Genomic DNA, 19,793 nt, shown 5'->3' with positions numbered 1-19,793 from the left:
TCTAAAATAGTGAGAAAGAAAAGATACTGGAGGGAAAGAAATGTCAGTTTTAGAAATCAAAAATCTACACGTCCAAATCGAAGATAAAAAGATCTTAAAAGGCGTTGACTTAGTGTTAAAAACTGGAGAGATTCATGCCATCATGGGACCAAACGGTACAGGGAAATCAACCTTGTCCGCTGCCATCATGGGCAACCCGAATTATGAAGTGACAGAAGGGGAAATTTTGTTCGACGGCGAAAACGTCTTGGAAATGGAAGTGGATGAGCGAGCTCGTTTAGGTCTGTTCTTGGCGATGCAATACCCAAGTGAAATTCCAGGCATCACCAATGCGGAATTTATGCGGGCAGCGATCAATGCCAAACGTGACGAAGACGACAAAATCTCTGTCATGGATTTCTTGAAAAAATTAGATGAAAAAATGGATTTATTGAATATGCCAGAAGAAATGGCGGAACGCTATTTGAATGAAGGCTTCTCTGGTGGAGAAAAGAAACGAAATGAAATCTTACAATTGTTGATGCTAGATCCAACCTTTGCGATTTTGGATGAGATCGACTCTGGTCTAGATATCGATGCCTTGAAAGTCGTAGCAAAAGGCGTCAATGAAATGCGCGGCGAAGGCTTTGGCGCTTTGATCATCACCCATTACCAACGTCTGTTAAACTACATCACACCAGACGTGGTTCATATCATGATGGAAGGCCGTGTCGTGATGACCGGTTCGGCAGATTTAGCCAAACGCCTAGAAGCAGAAGGCTATGCTGGGATCAGTAAAGAGTTAGGGATCGACTACAAAGAAGAAGAAGCGTAAGGAGGCAAGGTAAATGGCAAAATTACAGGATTATCTTGAACAAGTCAACGTTTTTTCAGCGTTAAAAGAAGAGCCTGAATGGATGTTGGAATTACGCCAAGCAGCCCTTGCGAAAGTGGATGAACTTGCGTTTCCAAAAATCGAGCGGGTGCGTTACGAGCGTTGGCCATTGTTCAATATCGACGAACAAGCACTTGCTGGTGAGTACGCTTTGTCAGAAGAAGAAGTGGCAGGCGCAGTTCCCGCCTTTGACGCGATGGATAACCATCCGACCCTCGTTCAGTTTGATGACACCACCATCTTTGAGCAATTACCGCAAGAGTTGATCGACAAAGGCGTGATCTTCACTGACTTGTTTACAGCAATGAAAGAAGTACCAGAGTTGGTCAATCAATACTACATGACCAAAGCAGTGCCAATGGATGAAGATAAAATGACCGCAGCACATGCGGCGTTTATGAATAGCGGCATGTTCTTGTATGTACCAAAAAACGTGGTGATCGAAGAACCCCTTGAAGCGATTTTCTATCACAATGGCAATAGTCAAGCGCATTTCTTCAAACACATTTTGATCGTTGCTGATGAGCACAGTGAGTTCAGCTACTTGGAACGTTTCCAAACCAAAGGCGACCAAGCGAAAAAACTGTCTGGCAATATCGTAGTGGAAGTGATCGCCAAAGCAGGTGCGAAGGTCAAATTCTCTGCGATTGATCAGTTAGGTATCAACATCACTACGTACATGAATCGTCGCGGCTACGTATTACGAGATGCGATGGTAGATTGGGCGATCGGAGTCATGAATGACGGCGACGTCGTGGCGGACTTTGATTCTGATCTTGTAGGCGAAGGCGCGCATTCGGAAGTCAAAGCGGTCGCAATCAGTGCTGGGCGTCAAACACAAGGAATCGACACCCGTGTTACCAACAAAGCACCGCATTCCATTGGTCATATCCTGCAACACGGCGTTATCAGAGAACGCGGCGTCTTAACCTTTAACGGTATCGGACACATTTTAAAAGGAGCCAAAGGGGCGGACGCGCAACAAGAAAGCCGTGTCCTAATGCTTTCAGACCAAGCCCGTGGCGATGCTAACCCAATCCTTTTGATCGATGAGCACGAAGTAACAGCCGGACACGCAGCCAGTGTGGGACGGGTCGATCCAGAAGAAATGTACTACTTGATGAGTCGTGGGCTGCGCAAAGCAGAAGCGGAACGTTTGGTGATTCGTGGTTTCTTAGGCTCCGTCTTGACCGCGATCCCAGTCAAAGAAGTGCAACAAGAATTGGTTGCCGTTATCGAAGGGAAGTTACTCGCATGATCGATGCCCAAAAAGTGAAACAAGCGTTTCCCATCTTGGATCAGCTCGTAAATGACGAACCATTGATCTACCTCGACAATGCCGCCACTACGCAAAAACCAGAGGCGGTGCTGCAGGCGATCACCGATTATTACCATCAAGACAATGCCAACGTTCATCGTGGGGTCCATACCCTCGCAGAACGGGCGACCCATTCCTATGAAGGCGCACGGGAAAAAGTGCGCCGCTTTATCCATGCGAATGAAACGGCGGAAGTGCTGTTTACTCGAGGGACGACCACTGGTTTAAATTGGGTCTCCCGCAGCTACGGCGACCGTTTTGTCAATGAAGGCGATGAAATCGTGATTTCCTATATGGAACATCATTCCAATATCATCCCTTGGCAACAATTAGCAGCCCGAAAAAAAGCTACCTTGAAATATATCCAGCTGACGCCAGAAGGCACCTTGGACATGGAAGATGCCAAGAAACAGATCACAGAAAAAACCGCTATCGTTTCGATCGCTCACGTTTCCAATGTTTTAGGCGTGATCAATCCGATTGCGGAGCTAACCAAATTGGCGCATCAGCACCAAGCCGTCATGGTGGTGGATGGTGCTCAGGCTGTTCCACATATGACAGTTGATGTCCAAGCACTGGATTGTGATTTCTATGCCTTTTCTGGCCATAAAATGTGCGGACCAACTGGCATTGGTGTCTTGTACGGCAAGCGGCAATGGCTGGATCAGATGGAGCCCGTCGAATTTGGCGGGGAAATGATCGATTTTGTCCATCTGCAAGAAAGCACGTGGAAAGAACTGCCGTGGAAATTTGAAGCTGGTACACCAAATATTGCTGGTGCGATCGGTTTAGGTGCAGCGGTGGATTACTTAACAGAAATCGGCTTAGAAAACATCCACGCCCATGAAGCAGACTTAGCTGCCTACGTTTTGCCAAAACTGCAAGCCATTGAAGGCTTGACCATCTATGGCCCCCAAGAAGCAGCGAAACGCACGGGAGTGATCGCCTTTAATCTAGCAGGCATCCATCCTCATGATGTTGCCACCGCTTTAGACATGGAAGGCATCGCGGTACGGGCAGGTCATCATTGTGCCCAACCCCTCTTGAGCTATTTGCAAGTCCCAGCGACTGCACGGGCCAGCTTTTACCTGTATAATACAAGAGAGGACGCCGATCGACTGGTTGACGCCATCAAGCTGACGAAGGAGTTTTTCCAACATGGCACTAACGAAATTAGATAATTTGTATCGACAAGTCATTCTGGATCATTCCAGCCACCCACATCATCGGGGCACCTTGGATGATTCAACGTACAAAGTCGAATTGAATAACCCTACCTGTGGCGACGTGATCCACTTGGAGCTCGCTGTCGAAGGAGACACCATCAAAGACATCGCATTTACTGGCGAAGGCTGTTCCATCAGTACCGCCAGTGCATCCATGATGGGGGATGCGATTATCGGTAAAACACTAGCAGAAGCTGGTGAGCTATCAGGCTTGTTTTCTGAACTCGTCCAAGGAAATGACATTCCTCAAAGCGATCGCTTAGGCGATGCTTCCATGCTTGGGGGGGTGGCGAAGTTTCCTGCACGCATCAAGTGTGCGACCTTAGCTTGGAAAGCCTTAGAAAAAGCCATTGCTGCTGACAGTACACAAGCATCTGTCAGTCACAGCCACGCCAATGAATCTGACACTGAAGAAACCAGCGAATAGACAACCGCACTACAAAAGGAGTGAGAACCATGGGTGTACCCGAATTAGAAGAATATAAATTTGGCTTCCACGATGACGTGCAGCCTGTTTTTAGTACCGGCGAAGGATTGACCGAAGACATCGTCCGTGAAATCTCACGGGTCAAGCAAGAGCCAGAATGGATGCTTGAGTTCCGCTTGAAGTCTCTTGAAGCCTTCAACAAGATGCCCATGCAAAACTGGGGCCCAGACCTGTCTGACATCGATTTTGATGCCATCAAATATTACCAAAAACCAAGTGATCGTCCTGCCCGTGATTGGGATGACGTACCAGAAAAAATCAAAGAGACCTTTGAACGCATTGGTATTCCAGAAGCCGAGCGGGCATACCTGGCTGGCGCTTCTGCTCAATACGAATCAGAAGTCGTTTATCACAACATGAAAGAAGAGTTTGAAAAACTTGGCATCGTCTTTACCGATACCGATTCAGCCTTGAAGGAATACCCTGAGCTGTTCAAACAATACTTCTCAAAATTAGTCCCACCAACCGATAACAAGCTTGCTGCTTTAAACTCAGCCGTTTGGTCAGGTGGTACCTTTATCTATGTACCAAAAGGCGTTCGTGTCGATGTGCCATTACAAACCTATTTCCGGATCAATGCCGAAAATACCGGTCAGTTCGAACGCACATTGATCATCGTTGACGAAGGCGCCAGCGTTCATTACGTCGAAGGCTGTACCGCCCCAACCTATTCAAGCAATAGTTTGCACGCAGCCATCGTTGAAATTTTTACCCTAAAAGACGCTTACTGCCGCTACACCACCATTCAAAACTGGTCAGACAACGTCTATAACCTAGTAACCAAACGGGCCAAAGCCTTAGAAGGTGCTACCGTTGAATGGATCGATGGCAACTTAGGTGCCAAAACAACCATGAAATACCCAAGTGTGTATCTTGATGGCAAAGGCGCACGGGGCACGATGCTTTCCATTGCCTTTGCAGGTGCCAACCAAATCCAAGATACTGGTGCAAAAATGATCCATAACGCACCAAACACCTCCAGCTCCATCGTCTCAAAATCAATTTCTAAAGACGGCGGTGCAGTAAACTATCGTGGACAAGTCACCTTCGGCAAGAAGAGCGCAGGCTCTATCTCCCATATCGAGTGTGACACTATCATCATGGATGACCTATCGAAATCCGATACCATCCCATTCAATGAGATCCACAACAGCCAAGTGTCCCTAGAACACGAAGCCAAAGTCTCCAAAATCTCAGAAGAACAACTGTACTACCTAATGAGCCGCGGTCTCTCCGAAAGCGAAGCAACCGAAATGATCGTCATGGGATTCGTCGAACCATTCACCAAAGAATTACCGATGGAATACGCAGTCGAATTGAACCGGTTGATTAGTTATGAGATGGAAGGGTCTGTGGGGTAATGGAGTTGAATAAGCTAGAAATGCCTATTTGCAGGTGTTTCTGGCTTTTTTTATTTTTGGTGTGTATAAAGTAACACCATTTGGATATAAATTTTTAGAGAGATTTAACTAGTATGCAGTTATTTTTGCATTGTTAAGCCTAAATAAAATAATTAGTAGCGCCCAATTTTGAAAGTATACATTTGCTGACTATATGAATGATAAAGGTAAAGAGACAAAACTATGGTATGTTACAAAAAATGATTTTGGAAAAGATACAGCAATTGAGTCTGTTTTAGTATTTGATAAGGATAATAAAATTAGCAGATATAAGAATACTAAGTTAACTATCGGCGAAGTCTCTAAGATGACAGATGAAGAGATATTAGAAAAAGTTAAGCAAGATGAATTTGATTATCAATCAGTTAGAATTCAAGGTATACGAGAAGATATTGCAATGGCGGAGGAGCTATTAGAGAAAAGCGACAGTTCCATAGTAAAATCAGGAAAAGAATTCCTATCCAAGATGAAATCAGATAATAATTTGAACCCAATTGATATCGAACCATCAGATTTTTATTTCAATATTATCACTGATTCATCAGGAAATAAGACGGAGAAGGAAGAGTTTTCATTTATTATTCATGAAGTGAGTTACCCTGATTCTAGTTATACAGGATTATATAATGTGGAAGGAGATTTGTATGCGATTGGGGACAATTATGTAAATGATGAGACAATCAATGAGGCAATCGCCAACAAAGAATATCAAATGCGTACAGTGCAAAACGAGGTAACTTATGAAATTACGGCTCCGACTGTAGTACGAGCGCCCCAAGTTTATGAAAGTACGTATAATTATTTTCCTATTGAGCCTCTGGGATGGTCTATAGCCTTCAGAACAAAAGATTTAGTATCACTTCAATTTGATCAACCAGATACGGATATTGAGAATATTATCATTGATGAATAATCTTTTGCTCCTTATTTTTTATGAATGAGGAGCTTTTTTACTTTTTCTACAAGAAAACGTATTTTTTGAAATTATTGAAAATATTCCGCGATTTTTATTCGAAACGCTAGAAAATGGACAATGTGACTAAAAGAGTATGATATCATAAGTGAAAACGCTCACTAAGGAGGTTGTATTATGCTTTATTTAACTGTTCCATTTGAACAAAAAGAGTTGGCTAAACAATTAGGTGCGAAGTGGGATCCAAAAGAAAAAAAGTGGTATGTTGAAAATCAAAATGACTATGTAAAGTTCAAAGAGTGGGTTGATGGATGTATTATCGTCAAAGACAACTTTTTAATTGTTGAAGGTCAGCAGTCGTGTTGGAAGTGTCATAAAAATACGAAGGTTTATGCTGTAGGAGCTTTATCACATAATATTATTGATTTAGACAGACCAACAGTCTCAGTTCAAAAAGATACTGGTTATGATCTCCAGTTATGGGCATTAAATGATGAAATTCCTAAAAAAATAAGAGAAGAACTTTCGACAAAGTTTGGATGTAAATTTAAATACTCTTACACAGAAAAGAGAAACTACTTTGCTAATGTTTGTTCTCATTGTGACAGCTTACAGGGAAATTTCTTTTTGTATAATGAACCAGACAGTCCGTTTGGATATATGAATGACAGCGAATTGACACTGTATAAGTATGACTTGAAGGAAGATGTGGGCTCTTGGTTGGTGCTGGACAGGAGCATTTCACCAGATTATTTTTATTTGAGACGGTGTAAATCTGCTAATGTGACATGATTTTTCGGTTAGTGTCAAATTATTTTTTGAGTTTGCTTTGTAAATGAGTATAAAAAAGCTGTTCTTTTCAAAACTAGAATAACTTAATGGCATTAAAAAAATGTCAGATGTTGAAGTGCTTTGTCGAGCATCTTTTTGAGTTTCTGCTACCTAAATGTTTTTGTTATTGTCTCTTAATGATTGATGTTGTGTTCTATTGCCGCTTGAATACTTTAACGTCTTGATATAAACCATTGTTAAATAGTTCTGGTGATTCTTCATAAAAGATTTTTCTTGCCTCAGCAAGGGTACTTCCTTTATTTTTTGTTGTTCTTTATATTATACGCTGTTGTCATTTAAATGTATAAATCATTCTTAAAGATTACATGAATGTTATGCAAAAAAATCAATCAACAGAATATGTGTCACAGTCTATTACTCCAAAAGTAATCATTATCTTTTGAAAAGATATCCAAAAGGCATTTATTTATAATCTATGTTAAAAAATATGTAAATGTGTAGTACAATGATGAGGTAGCGCTATCAAAGAAAAAATTAATATAAAAAGTAATACTAATAGAAATACTATAATAATTACGGAGGAATCAAATGTTTAAAAATGGTTCGGAGTGGATAAGAGCGGATTTTCATCTTCATACCAAAGCAGATAAAGAATTCTCATATAATGGAGAAGATGACCGTTTTATTAGTGAGTATATAGAAAAACTAAAACAAGAAAATATAAAGCTCGGAATTATTACAAATCACAACAAATTTGATCTGAGCGAATTTAGAGGATTGAGGAGAAAAGCAAAAAGAGAAAAAATAAGTATTTTACCTGGAGTCGAACTATCTGTGAAAGAAGGAGCTAATGGAATTCATTGCCTAGTCATTTTTAAAGAAGAAGATTGGATCAATGGAAAATCGGAATTCATAAATGACTTTCTTAATGAGGTATTTAAAAATATAGACAATAGAGAAAATGAGAACACTCGGTGTAATAAAGACTTGTCAGGTACCATTGCTACTCTGGATTCATACCATAAAGATTACTTTATCTTAATGGCTCATATTGAACAAAAAAGTGGATTTCTTCAGGAGTGTAATGGAGGTCTAATAGGATCTTTAAGCAAGAAAAAAGAATTTCAAAATAAAGTTTTAGGGTTTCAAAAAGGTAGAACTAGAGACAAGATGGCTCAACTCGAAGAGTGGATGGGGTATAAATTACCTTATATTGAAGGATCAGATTGCAAATCGATTGAACAAATAGGTAAGGGAGAAAAATCTTATATTAAAATTGGAGATGGGAATTTTGAATCAGTTGTACTTGCGTTTAAAGATTATGAAAACCGAATATCACTCTCTGCAAATGATTACAATCATGGGTATATAAAATCTATTGAATTTACTGGCGGAAAAATGGATGGTCAAAAAATAAACTTATCACCGGAGTTAAATAGTTTAATTGGTATTAGAGGTAGCGGCAAGTCAAGTATCATAGAGGCTATTAGATACACTTTAGATATGTTACCATCTGAAACTGACGAGATCTATAAGGCAGAAGTTGTAAAAAACCTTCTTGGATCGGGTGGACAGGTAACAATTGAAGTACAGGACAACTATAAGAAAAATTATAAAATAAAAAGAATTTTAGGAGAAATACCGCATGTCCTTGATGAAAACGATCAAGAAATTGGCGTTACAATTAACTCCATTCTCCAAACACCATTATATTTTGGTCAAAAGGATCTGTCTTACATGAACAATGGATTTGAATTAGATTTGTTGAACAAATTAGTTGGAAAGAAAACAAAATCATTTCGAAGGGATTTGACACTAATCAATGAACAGTTGATTGATAAGTTCAGTAAAATATTCAGCTTAAATGATCAAGTTAATGCGCTTCCCGAGCTAAGAAAGAGCCTAGTAGATACAAAGCACAGAATAGAGATTTTTGAAGAAAAAGGCTTATCTGAAAAGCTATCTAAACAGGTTAATTTTCAAAAAGATGAGCGAAAGATAGCTAATGCATATCAGTTGATAAACAAATTTAAAAAAGAGGTCAAATATTTAATAAATTCCAATAATATCAACGAGTTGGAAGAACTAAGTCCACTTAGTTCTGATGAAGTTCCAGAGTTGTTTGAAAAAGTATCAACGGAAATTATAAAGATTATCGAAGTCAAAGGTGAGCTTGAAGGGATTATCTCTAAGATAGATTCTAGCTCTGAGCAAGTAAATATATATTTAATGGAGATTCAAGAGATCATAAAATCACTCGAGGAAGAATTTGCTGAAATTAAAAGGGAAATTAATATACCTAATTTAAATCCAGATGATTTTGCCAAATTTAAAGTTGAAGAAGATAATTTATTAACCTCTATTGAGCAAGTTGAAAAGGAAGAAAAAAACAAGAGCATAATAGAAACCGAAATTAGAGAAGCATTAAATGCAAGAAACCAATTGTTGCTTAGTGAATTTAAATTATATGAAACTGAAATAAACACAATAAATGAAAGTCAAGATGCGTTGGAACTAGGCATTGAGTTTAAAGGTAATAAAGATATTTTTCTTGAACATTTATCTCAATTTTTTAAAGGATCTAATATAAATCAGAATACTTACAAAAATATAAGTGAAGAACATTCTGACTTTGCGTCTCTATTAATAGATATTTTAATAGATGATGCTAAAAAAACTTCTGAATTAGTAACGGATACACAATTAGCAAAGATGAAAGAAAAAATCAAAGACAACTATAGTGAATTATTAAAACACCGAACCCCAAATCAAATTGAAATTAAATATCATGGCAAGCCTTTAGCAAAACATTCAATTGGTCAAAGAGCATCTGCATTAGTGCTTTTCATTTTGTCTCAAAAAGAAAATAATTTAATTATGATTGATCAACCCGAGGATGATTTAGATAATCAGGTAATTTATAATGAAATAATTACCAAAGTGAAGGAAAGAAAACCTGAAGTTCAGTTTATTTTCGCTACACATAATGCTAATATTCCGGTATTAGGTGATTCGGAGCAAGTAATTGCCGTTGCTTACGATGAAAGTCTGATAACTCTAGAAATGGGTAGCATTGATAATAAAGATATTCAGAATAAGGTTGTTGATATTATGGGAGGTGGGCAAGAAGCATTTAATAAAAGAACCCAAATATATAGCTTGTGGAAGAAAGAATGATTTTTTATTTTCTTTCTTAAATTAAAATGTTATTCCTGAGATGATATTATTTATTAAATATTCCACCAATGAGACATAACCTGGTTGTGTCTCATTGGAAAAAGGCGCTATCCATTGTGAATCTAAGAGAAATGCACATTTCTTTTTGAGCCTTTTTCTTTCACTCGTTTTAAATAAGACATATATATTTTCGCAGTAAATTGATTTAGAGTAGTTAACCGATATCTAACAGCAAAATTAACACCAAATCAAAAAAATCATACGACTCCCATAAAGCTAAATAGATTTAAAAAACTTGACTTGATAGTATTTAGAAGCTGTTAAAACTTTTAGAAAACACTATCCCTTTGCTGGAAAGCAGTGTGGGATGAAAAAACAACTATAAACGTTTGTATAACAACGTTTATAGTTGTTTTTTATGGAAATTAGCGATCTTGAAGAAAATGACGAAACCTTTTTAGTGTATATAATGTAATTATAAGTGAATAAGATGGACTTGATTTTATGTTGTTATTTTATAGAATATACTGTATTAAAAGTTATGGATAGAGATACCATAAATAAGGAAAAAAACATGATATTCTAGATAACGTGAAACAAGAGGAATTGTTTTTGAAATAATTCAACTATCCTCTTGTAATGAATAAAATGAGTTAAGAAGCAATAGAAGATAAGACATAGAAAATTAAACTTCGCCTGTACAATCTTCTTCTGTTGAAGAATTAATAAAAGGCTTGAACGAAACACACCATCAATTATTTTTAAGGTTAATTTCAAAATAATTTGTAGTGCTGTTAACAAAAAAAGAGTCACTTTTGTAATAATAGTAATTTTTCTAAATTGAAGACTAAATGTATTTCTTATTCAATTGATGCTACAATTGTAGGGAATACATAACTAGAAAAATTAAAATGAAAAGTATATATAATGACTTTTATTGATTGTATTTGAATTATAAATAGTGCTAGATAGGAGAAATAAAAAAATGATTACAGGAACGATTAAGAGTAAAATTGACAATATTTGGACAACATTATGGACTGAAGGAAGTACCAATCCATTAACTAATATAGAACAGTTAACTTATTTACTATTCATGAAAGATTTAGATCGTGCGGAACTAGAAAAAGAAAAAAATAGTAAAGTATTGGATTTAGAATACACATCAGTATTTCCCAAAAAACACCCTGAATATCGTTGGCATACATTTAAAGACCTAGGTGATGCACAAGAGATGTTCAATTTGATGCAACAAAAAATTTTTCCCTTTATAAAAACTTTAAATGGTGAAAATGATGACACTGCTTTTTCAAGATATATGAAAGATGCAATTTTTCAAATTAATAAACCGGGAACATTACAAAAAGTAGTAGAAGCTTTAGAAGAATTACCTACCGAAGATCGAGATATGCAGGGGGACATTTATGAGTATCTTTTATCTAAACTAGCAACTTCTGGAACGAATGGACAATTTCGTACTCCACGTCATATTATAAAGATGATGGTAGATTTGATGGCTCCTACACCTCAAGATACAATAAGTGACCCAGCTATGGGTTCGGCAGGTTTTCTAGTTGCAGCGAGTGAGTATGTTCGAAAACATCATCCAGAATTATTTTTAGATTCAATATTAAGTAAGCATTATCACAATAATATGTTTCATGGAAATGATATGGACAGTACGATGTTAAGAATTGGCGCAATGAACATGATGCTTCATGGGGTGGATAATCCGCAAATTAAGTATCAAGATTCACTTTCACAAGATAATTTAGAGCGGGAAAAATATTCTCTTGTATTAGCTAATCCGCCATTTAAAGGTTCTTTGGACTATGACACAACAGCGAATGACTTGTTAGCTTCTATTAAAACTAAGAAAACGGAATTACTCTTTTTGACTTTATTCTTGAGAACGTTAAAACCAGGTGGTCGAGCTGCAGTCATTGTTCCCGATGGTGTTTTATTTGGTTCTTCTAAAGCTCACAAAGATATTCGGAAAGAAATTGTTGAAAATAATAAATTAGATGCTGTGATTTCAATGCCAAGTGGTGTATTCAAGCCTTATGCAGGAGTTTCAACTGCCATATTAATTTTCACTAAGACTGAAATTGGTGGTACAGACAATGTTTGGTTTTATGATATGCAGACTGATGGCTATAGTTTGGATGATAAGCGTAACCCAATCAAAGAGAATGACATACCTGATATTGTCAAGCGTTTCAAAAATCGTGAAGAGGAAATGGAACGTAGACGCACAGAAAAATCATTTATGGTTCCGGTTGAAGAACTGAAAGAAAATGATTATGACTTAAGTATTAATAAGTATAAAGAGATTGAATATGATGAAGTGGAGTATGAAGAACCTCTAGAAATCATAAAAAAAATAGAGATAATAGAACAAGAAATTGTTCAAGGAATCGATAAACTTAAGGATTTGATCAGATGAAAAATAAGAAGTTGGGTGACTATGTAGACATAGTTAGTGGATATGCCTTTAAATCTAAAGAGTTTGATATTAAAGGTGTACCAGTTATACGTATGAGTGATTTATACCAGAATAAAATCAGAATTACGGCAAATACAGCTAGAGTAGTTGACATCAATATTGATGAAAAGTTTTTGATTCAAAAGGGTGATATATTGTTAGGCATGTCGGGTTCAATAGGGAAAATGGGGATTGCTGATATAAATGGAAAAATGTATTTAAATCAACGTATTGCGAAAATAGTACCGAAAAATAATGAAATCAGTCGAGTTTTTCTTATATATTTGATAAGACAAATCTGTGAGAGAATGAAGCAAGATTCAGTAGGAGGAACAGTTCCTAATATTAGTCCTAATACGTTGAAAAATTATGATGTATGGGTTCCATCAATTGAGAATCAAAAAGAAATAGCCAATACTCTAAATCTAGCTTCAAAACTAATAGAAAAACGCAAAGAACAGATTGCTGAGTTAGAGCGACTAAAAAAGAATACTTTTATTAACATATTTCTTCATAATGAAAATCTAACTAAGTGGGATAATGTCTGTTTGAAAGAATATGTGACCATTGATACTAAAATGATTAAAGATTTTACTATATATCAAAACTTTATATATATTGGAATAGAGAATATTGAGAAAAACACTGGAAAATTAATTAATATTTCTAGAGTTAAAGAGGTGAATATTACAAGTGGAAAGTACCTTTTTGATGAAAGACATGTTATATATAGTAAAATCCGACCTAACTTAAACAAGGTTGCTTTGCCGTATGAGAAAGGAATTACGAGTGCAGATTCTTACCCATTATTAGTAAAAGATGGTATGAATAGAATATACCTAGCAGAACTTTTGAAATCAATTGATTTTTTAAATTATGCTAAAAAGCAAAGTTCGCGAACAAATATTCCAAAAATAAATAAAAAACAATTAGAAAATTATCAATTTAAATTACCACCAATTAAATATCAAAACAAATTCGCTTCCATAGTCGAAGAAATCGAATCACAAAAAAAAGTCATGGAAGAAAGCCTACATGAAATGGAAAATAATTTTAATGCTCTGATGCAAAAAGCATTTCGTGGTGAGCTCTTTCCTGAGCAATAATTTCAGACATTGAAAGAAGGGAGGAATAAAATGGGGAATTTTGATTTTTTATTAAAAGATAAAGATTATCGGGGGTTTGCTCAAGCTAGTATTGACACAGAAAAAGCGATGAATGTTAGCACGATTATGGCAGCAATTTGCTGCCGACGTGCACTTGAACTTTCAGTTAAGTGGGTTTATCAATTTGATAGTGAGTTGAAAGTTCCTTATCGTGATAATCTATCTTCATTAGTCAATCATCGTGAGTTTCAAGATATACTTGATCCCAATTTACTGCCTGCTATTCGTTTTATTATTAAACTAGGGAATGTTGCTGTACATAATAATGCTACAGTCAAACGAGAAGAGGCTGTATTAGCTATAAAAAATCTATTCCAATTTATTTTATGGATTGATTATTGTTATGGCGAAAATTATCAAGATAGGACGTTCAATGAGGCTGTCCTTAATTTATCAACAACTATCAAAGAAAAAGAATCGCCGCGTCAATTAGGAGAGCTAACAGAAAAAATTAATGTGACTGATCCGCCACTTAAAGAATTGCAGCAAGCTCTACCAGATGAAACACGTGTAGATTTCATGAACAAACGAAAAAGTACAGTTGAATCAGGAAACTACGATTTCCATGTTGATAAAATTTCTGAAAGTGAAACACGTAAACGATATATTGATATTGAGTTACGACTTGCTGGTTGGAAATTCGATGAAAATATTGAAATTGAAGAGAAAATTGAAGGAATGCCTAATAAATCTGGTTTTGGGAAAATCGATTATGTTTTATATGGGAAAAATGGGCTGCCTTTAGCAATTGTCGAAGCAAAAAGAACGATGAAAAGTCCTAAAGAAGGGCGACAGCAGGCAAAACTTTATGCTGATCTTTTAGAAAAAAAGAAAGGTCAAAAACCTGTTGTTTTCTATACAAATGGGTTTGAAACATGGATGATTGAAGAACCCTATCCAGCTAGAGAAGTATCTGGTTTTTATACACAAGATGAGTTGCAGCTAATCATTGATCGAAGAGAAACAAAACGATCATTGAACTCAATAACTATTAACGATGACATAACGAATCGTTTTTATCAAAAAGAAGCAATTATTAATACTTGTGAGGCATTCGAGAATAGGCAACGTGAATCACTGCTAGTGATGGCGACAGGAAGTGGAAAAACAAGAACGGTTATCTCTATTGTTGATGTATTAACACAGGCAAATTGGGCTAAGAATGTCTTGTTTTTAGCAGATCGAACTTCGTTGGTAAAACAAGCTTTTCGTAACTTTAATCAGCTGTTGCCAAATCTTTCATTATGTAACTTATTGGAAGCGAATACGGAGAAGAATAATCCGCGTACTAGTCGAATGATTTTTTCGACATATCCAACAATGATGAATGCTATTGATTCAGTTAAACATGAAGAAAACCGGCTGTTTACGGTTGGACATTTTGATTTGATTATTGTTGATGAAGCTCACAGAAGTATTTACCAAAAATATCGTGCTATTTTTGATTATTTTGATTCCCTAATAGTAGGTCTTACTGCAACACCTAGAGAAGATATTGATAAAAATACCTACGACCTCTTTAACTTAGAGAATGGTGTTCCGACGTATGCTTATGATTTAGATAATGCAGTAGACGATGGTTTTTTGGTGAAGTATAAAACGATTGAAACAGAACTGAAAATTCCAAATGAAGGCATTCATTATGAGGACTTAACTGAGGAAGAGAAACAGGCGTTTGATGATACTTTTGAAGATGAACCAGAAGTTAAAGATATTGATCCAGAAGCAATTAACGAGTGGCTGTTTAATAAACATACGATTGACCTTGTTTTAAAAGAAATAATGAACAAAGGAATACAAGACTCTAGCGGTGATGAGATTGGAAAAACGATAATATTTGCGAAAAATCATCGTCACGCAGAAATGATAAAAGAGCGGTTTGATCTCCTTTTTCCTTATAAAGGAGATAGTTATACTGATGTTATTGACTATAGTGTTAATTATCATCAAAGTTTGATTGATACTTTTTCAGTGAAAGAAAAGTATCCTCAAATTGCTATTTCTGTTGATATGCTTGATACAGGTATTGATGTGCCAGAGGTAGTGAATTTAGTTTTTTTCAAAAAGGTTAGATCGAAAATCAAATTCTGGCAAATGCTCGGGAGAGGGACAAGACTATGTGAAAATTTATTTGGTCCAGGACAAGATAAAGATGGTTTTCTAATTTTTGATTATGGTCGAAATTTTGAATTTTTCCGAGAAGATAAGCAAATAGGAGAAGCTAGACTGGTGACTCCATTGACTCAAAGGCTCTTTAATTTAAAAGTTGAATTGATTTATGAACTACAAGCCATACAGTATCAAGAATCTTCATTTATTTCATATCGAACCAAACTAGTTAATCAGTTATTTTCATTTGTCCAACAACTAGATCAAAATTATTTTATGGTTCGTATGGAAATCAAACATGTGGATAAATTCTCACACTCAGACTCATGGAAAGCACTAACTATTTTAAATGTTAATGATCTAAAAAAACATATTTCACCTTTGATTGAACCGGAAAAGGATGATGAACTTGCTAAGCGATTTGATTTATGGGTATTTACTATTGAATTATCTACATTAACAAAGAGCAATGCAACACGAGCAATTCGACAGGTAATGGAAAGTGCTCAAGAACTTCAAAAACTGGGGACAATACCTCAAATTTTGGAGCAAAAAGAGTTGATTAAAAAAATCCAAGAACCAGAATTTTGGGAGCAACCAACTCTTGAAGCGTTGGAAGAAGTTCGCTTAGCATTAAGAGAGCTAATTCGTTTTATTCCAAAGTACACGCAAAAAGTCTATTACACCAATTTTGAAGATGAAATTATCTCGATACATGAAGATGATGCACCACTTCTAAAAGTAAATGACTTACGTAGTTACAAAGAGAAAGTCGAAAATTATATCAGAACGCATTTGGATAACATTGCTGTCTACAAGTTACATCATAACCGTCCATTGACCAAGAAAGATGTAGAGATGTTGGAAGAAGTTCTCTGGGAGAAATTAGGTTCAAAAGATCAGTATGAAGAAAGTTACGGAGAAAAATCTGTGACTCTCTTAGTAAGGGAGCTGATAGGACTAGACAAAGGTGCCGCCAAAGCTGTATTTTCTGATTTTTTATCTACTGAAAATTTGAACTCACAACAATCAGAATTTATTAAATTGATTATTGATTATGTTGTTCAGAATGGTTATTTAGAAAAAGCACAACTTCTGGAAGATCCTTTTAAACGTATCGGAACTATTGTCAATTTATTTGGTGATAACCAGAGGCAAATTCAGACACTAATTCAATCAATAGATTTAATTAATGACAATGCTAAGATTATCAATTAATTTTATAAAATAAAGATTTTTTGATGAACCTGGATTGTTTAAAAATAAGATTGTTTTTGTTTGTCTAAAAACCTTTTTTTCAAAAAAACTATAGAGTTATATGTATTACTGTGAAAATAAAATTTATTATTATTAAAGGAGGAACAGTAGTGAAAGAAATTAGTTTAGTAGAAGAAAAGAATGAGGATGAGAGTATTTCAAACGATGAACTATTTAATATAAGTTCTTGGGGAGCAGATTTATCTTTTAGAGAAATAATAATGATGTATGATGAAGGTGAGTTGCTTAAGCCTGAGTTACAAAGGAATTATGTCTGGACAAAATTAGAGGCAAGTCGTTTTATAGATTCCATATTGCTTGGTTTGCCTGTACCTAGTATATTTTTTGCAAAAGTTGAAGATGAAAAAAAACTAATAATTGATGGGTATCAAAGAATCATGACTATTTATGATTTTGTAAAAGGAGTTTTCAGCGGAAATAACCAATCTTTCAAGTTATCTAATAGCGAGGCTATTAATAAAAGATGGCGAAATAAGACATTTGTTGAATTAACTGATGATGAGCAAATTAGAATAAGGGCAACTACAATTCATGCAATTATATTTGAACAAAAACAGCCTAGAAATGATAGTGGAATGTATCAAATTTTTGAAAGAATAAATACAGGAGGAAAAACATTAAAATCTCAAGAAATAAGGAATTGTATTTATCAAGGAGATATGAATTCCATGCTAATAAAATTGAATAGGGAAGAGATATGGAGAGAAATTTTACAAAATGAAAAATTAGATTCTAGAATGCTAGATATTGAGTTGATTTTAAGGTTTTTTTCTATGAATCATTTGTATAATAACATCCCTGATGCTCATACCATCAATCTTACAAACTATTTAAACAGTTATATGTCAGATAAGAAAAATATGCATGAAGATCAAATTAAGAGTTTTACAGAAATATTTATTGACACTATGAATCAAGTTTTTGAAATATTTAATGACTTATCTTTTAGAAAGCCAGCTAAAACAAATAGAAAAATTAAAGTCAATCCTGTTATATTTGATGCAGTTTCAGTAGCTACATTAAGAGTAATTGAAAACAAATTAGAGTTAGCGCCAAAAGAAGTGATACTAGATAGATATGGTAAATTATTTTTAGATGAAGAATTTATTGATATGATTTCGAAAAGGACAACAAATATTGATAATATAATTGGTAGGGTAAATAAGGTTTATGTTGATGTATATGGTGGGGAAATATAATGAAGCATGACATTTATAATGATTCTATGTTTAATGAGGAAGTTCAAGAAAATTTAGCTGTTGTTTTAACAGAGTTAAATACTATTAAACAAATTATTAATAAAGATCATTTTGCTTCCGCTAATCCTTATTTGATAAATTATTCAATCGTTAGGTCAAGTGGAACTCTTGAACAAAGCTATAAAACTCTAATTTATGATTTTCTAAGAGTAGAAGAAAAAGAAAAGTTAAATGTCTATCTAAAAAAAAATATTGTAGATTCTTCTTCTAACCCTAATTCAGGGAATATAACGAAAATGCTCGCAGGAATGGATGGTATGTGGTCAAATAAATTCAATGAAAATATAAATTTAATTAGCAAGGAAGGGGAACACAAAGCAAATTTAAATAGTTTGGTTCAATCAAGAAATGATTTTGCTCACGGAGTGAATCTTTCTAGTATAAAGATGGAAACAGTTATTAAAAATTACGAGTCAGGTATATATATATTGAAAGTTTTAGACTGCATATTAAATGAAATTGAAATGGATATCTAAAGGTTGAAATAATTAAGTAGTTCAATACGTTCTCTTAATGCATGCTTTTTAAAAACTAACACCCAAACTAGCACCAATCCCGAAAAATCATCAGAATTTCATGGCATCGCTCAAAACAGCGAATGTTGATCTAACAGCATTTAGAAGCTGTTGAAACTTGTAGAAAACACCATCCCTTTGCTGGAAGGGTCTGTGGGGTAATAGGGGAACACCATTACATTCAGAGCTTCATTGACTTGATTAGTATCTTACTATTTTCCATAAAATAATATGACAAAAAGGAGTACTCTTAGGAGCGCTCCTTTTTGTCGTTTTTTTTATTTGATAAAAGAAATGTGGGGCACCACAAAAAAACCTGTGTCGAAAATCACACCATGTCTATTTTCCTTACCTTATCTGGAACTCAAACAAATGAATTGGCTTGATCGTTGTACTAACAGAAGAAAATACCAACTAGGAGATAAAAAAGATCAACAAAAGTTGATCTCACTTACTCTTTATAATGAATACTTCCATCTGGCTCTAATCTTGGTGTAAGTGCAACACTTTTTCCACTAGCACCTGTAACTATCGTTTGAATATACTGCACTTGTGTCTCAGGATCGGTAATAATAAAGATTTCATTAGTGCTTTTTTTATAGACTTTTTCAACTGTAAACTCTGTATTGGTGGTCATACATTCACTCCTTTAAAATTCAGTACCAACAAAGGTATCAAACTCAAAAATTATTTTTTAAGTAAAAAAGGCAGCTAAAGAGTTCCCTTTTTTCGATATATTCTGTTTATTTCTTCCTGTCTATGCCATAAGTAGCGAAAGCAGGGAGAAAGAGGAC

At 35.4% G+C, this 19,793-nt stretch carries 14 protein-coding genes; 13 read left to right on the top strand and 1 reads right to left on the bottom strand.

What is annotated here, in order from left to right:
- Positions 1 to 40: 40 nt before the first annotated feature.
- The 13 genes from sufC (at position 41) to P0G38_RS14700 (ending at position 18,960) form a co-directional block, all read left to right on the top strand.
- On the top strand, positions 41 to 814 hold the full coding sequence (sufC, locus tag P0G38_RS14760) for a Fe-S cluster assembly ATPase SufC (RefSeq protein ID WP_005232112.1): 774 nt from the start codon (positions 41 to 43) through the stop codon (positions 812 to 814).
- Between the two features lie 13 nt (positions 815 to 827).
- Complete coding sequence (sufD, locus tag P0G38_RS14755; protein ID WP_010748769.1) at positions 828 to 2,132, top strand: Fe-S cluster assembly protein SufD; 1,305 nt, start codon at positions 828 to 830, stop codon at positions 2,130 to 2,132.
- The gene (locus P0G38_RS14750; RefSeq protein WP_005227371.1) at positions 2,129 to 3,373 is read left to right on the top strand and encodes a cysteine desulfurase; all 1,245 of its coding nucleotides are present in this window, start codon (positions 2,129 to 2,131) and stop codon (positions 3,371 to 3,373) included. Before sufD ends, P0G38_RS14750 begins: the two co-directional genes overlap by 4 nt.
- Entirely contained in the window at positions 3,351 to 3,845 is a 495-nt protein-coding gene (gene sufU / locus P0G38_RS14745; protein WP_005232105.1) for a Fe-S cluster assembly sulfur transfer protein SufU, read from the top strand. Before P0G38_RS14750 ends, sufU begins: the two co-directional genes overlap by 23 nt.
- Before the next feature lie 29 nt (positions 3,846 to 3,874).
- The gene (gene sufB / locus P0G38_RS14740) at positions 3,875 to 5,266 is read left to right on the top strand and encodes a Fe-S cluster assembly protein SufB (RefSeq protein ID WP_005232103.1); all 1,392 of its coding nucleotides are present in this window, start codon (positions 3,875 to 3,877) and stop codon (positions 5,264 to 5,266) included.
- A gap of 193 nt (positions 5,267 to 5,459) precedes the next feature.
- Entirely contained in the window at positions 5,460 to 6,218 is a 759-nt protein-coding gene (locus P0G38_RS14735; protein ID WP_275852590.1) for a hypothetical protein, read from the top strand.
- Positions 6,219 to 6,395: 177 nt separating this feature from the next.
- Positions 6,396 to 7,010, top strand: coding sequence for a DUF5710 domain-containing protein (locus P0G38_RS14730; protein WP_275852585.1), 615 nt, complete (start codon positions 6,396 to 6,398; stop codon positions 7,008 to 7,010).
- A 588-nt stretch (positions 7,011 to 7,598) separates the two neighbouring features.
- Entirely contained in the window at positions 7,599 to 10,187 is a 2,589-nt protein-coding gene (locus P0G38_RS14725) for a TrlF family AAA-like ATPase (RefSeq protein WP_275852582.1), read from the top strand.
- Between the two features lie 985 nt (positions 10,188 to 11,172).
- Positions 11,173 to 12,633, top strand: a complete 1,461-nt coding sequence (locus P0G38_RS14720; RefSeq protein ID WP_104010366.1) for a type I restriction-modification system subunit M — start codon at positions 11,173 to 11,175, stop codon at positions 12,631 to 12,633.
- Complete coding sequence (locus P0G38_RS14715) at positions 12,630 to 13,778, top strand: restriction endonuclease subunit S (protein ID WP_275852576.1); 1,149 nt, start codon at positions 12,630 to 12,632, stop codon at positions 13,776 to 13,778. Before P0G38_RS14720 ends, P0G38_RS14715 begins: the two co-directional genes overlap by 4 nt.
- A gap of 30 nt (positions 13,779 to 13,808) precedes the next feature.
- Entirely contained in the window at positions 13,809 to 17,165 is a 3,357-nt protein-coding gene (locus tag P0G38_RS14710) for a DEAD/DEAH box helicase family protein (protein ID WP_275852573.1), read from the top strand.
- A 149-nt stretch (positions 17,166 to 17,314) separates the two neighbouring features.
- Positions 17,315 to 18,424 (top strand): DUF262 domain-containing protein, encoded by a 1,110-nt coding sequence (locus tag P0G38_RS14705; protein WP_275852570.1) that lies wholly within the window; start codon positions 17,315 to 17,317, stop codon positions 18,422 to 18,424.
- Positions 18,424 to 18,960: a HEPN domain-containing protein gene (locus P0G38_RS14700; protein WP_275852567.1), complete on the top strand. Its 537-nt coding sequence runs from the start codon at positions 18,424 to 18,426 to the stop codon at positions 18,958 to 18,960. The genes P0G38_RS14705 and P0G38_RS14700 overlap by 1 nt, the downstream gene beginning before the upstream one ends.
- Positions 18,961 to 19,450: 490 nt before the next feature.
- Here P0G38_RS14700 and P0G38_RS14695 read toward each other — a convergent pair whose 3' ends face one another.
- Positions 19,451 to 19,636, bottom strand: coding sequence for a DUF6440 family protein (locus P0G38_RS14695; protein ID WP_015508919.1), 186 nt, complete (start codon positions 19,634 to 19,636; stop codon positions 19,451 to 19,453).
- Positions 19,637 to 19,793: the final 157 nt, after the last annotated feature.

The organism is Enterococcus casseliflavus (assembly GCF_029215545.1).
GTDB lineage: Bacteria > Bacillota > Bacilli > Lactobacillales > Enterococcaceae > Enterococcus_D > Enterococcus_D casseliflavus.
This window is presented reverse-complemented; position numbering and strand designations above follow the sequence as displayed.

Bases quoted from the DNA above. Each gene is read 5' to 3' on its own strand.
- sufC (WP_005232112.1), top strand. From the start codon at position 41: ATGTCAGTTTTAGAAATCAAAAATCTACACGTCCAAATCGAAGATAAA.
- sufD (WP_010748769.1), top strand. From the start codon at position 828: ATGGCAAAATTACAGGATTATCTTGAACAAGTCAACGTTTTTTCAGCG.
- P0G38_RS14750 (WP_005227371.1), top strand. From the start codon at position 2,129: ATGATCGATGCCCAAAAAGTGAAACAAGCGTTTCCCATCTTGGATCAG.
- sufU (WP_005232105.1), top strand. From the start codon at position 3,351: ATGGCACTAACGAAATTAGATAATTTGTATCGACAAGTCATTCTGGAT.
- sufB (WP_005232103.1), top strand. From the start codon at position 3,875: ATGGGTGTACCCGAATTAGAAGAATATAAATTTGGCTTCCACGATGAC.
- P0G38_RS14735 (WP_275852590.1), top strand. From the start codon at position 5,460: ATGAATGATAAAGGTAAAGAGACAAAACTATGGTATGTTACAAAAAAT.
- P0G38_RS14730 (WP_275852585.1), top strand. From the start codon at position 6,396: ATGCTTTATTTAACTGTTCCATTTGAACAAAAAGAGTTGGCTAAACAA.
- P0G38_RS14725 (WP_275852582.1), top strand. From the start codon at position 7,599: ATGTTTAAAAATGGTTCGGAGTGGATAAGAGCGGATTTTCATCTTCAT.
- P0G38_RS14720 (WP_104010366.1), top strand. From the start codon at position 11,173: ATGATTACAGGAACGATTAAGAGTAAAATTGACAATATTTGGACAACA.
- P0G38_RS14715 (WP_275852576.1), top strand. From the start codon at position 12,630: ATGAAAAATAAGAAGTTGGGTGACTATGTAGACATAGTTAGTGGATAT.
- P0G38_RS14710 (WP_275852573.1), top strand. From the start codon at position 13,809: ATGGGGAATTTTGATTTTTTATTAAAAGATAAAGATTATCGGGGGTTT.
- P0G38_RS14700 (WP_275852567.1), top strand. From the start codon at position 18,424: ATGAAGCATGACATTTATAATGATTCTATGTTTAATGAGGAAGTTCAA.
- P0G38_RS14695 (WP_015508919.1), bottom strand. From the start codon at position 19,636: ATGACCACCAATACAGAGTTTACAGTTGAAAAAGTCTATAAAAAAAGC.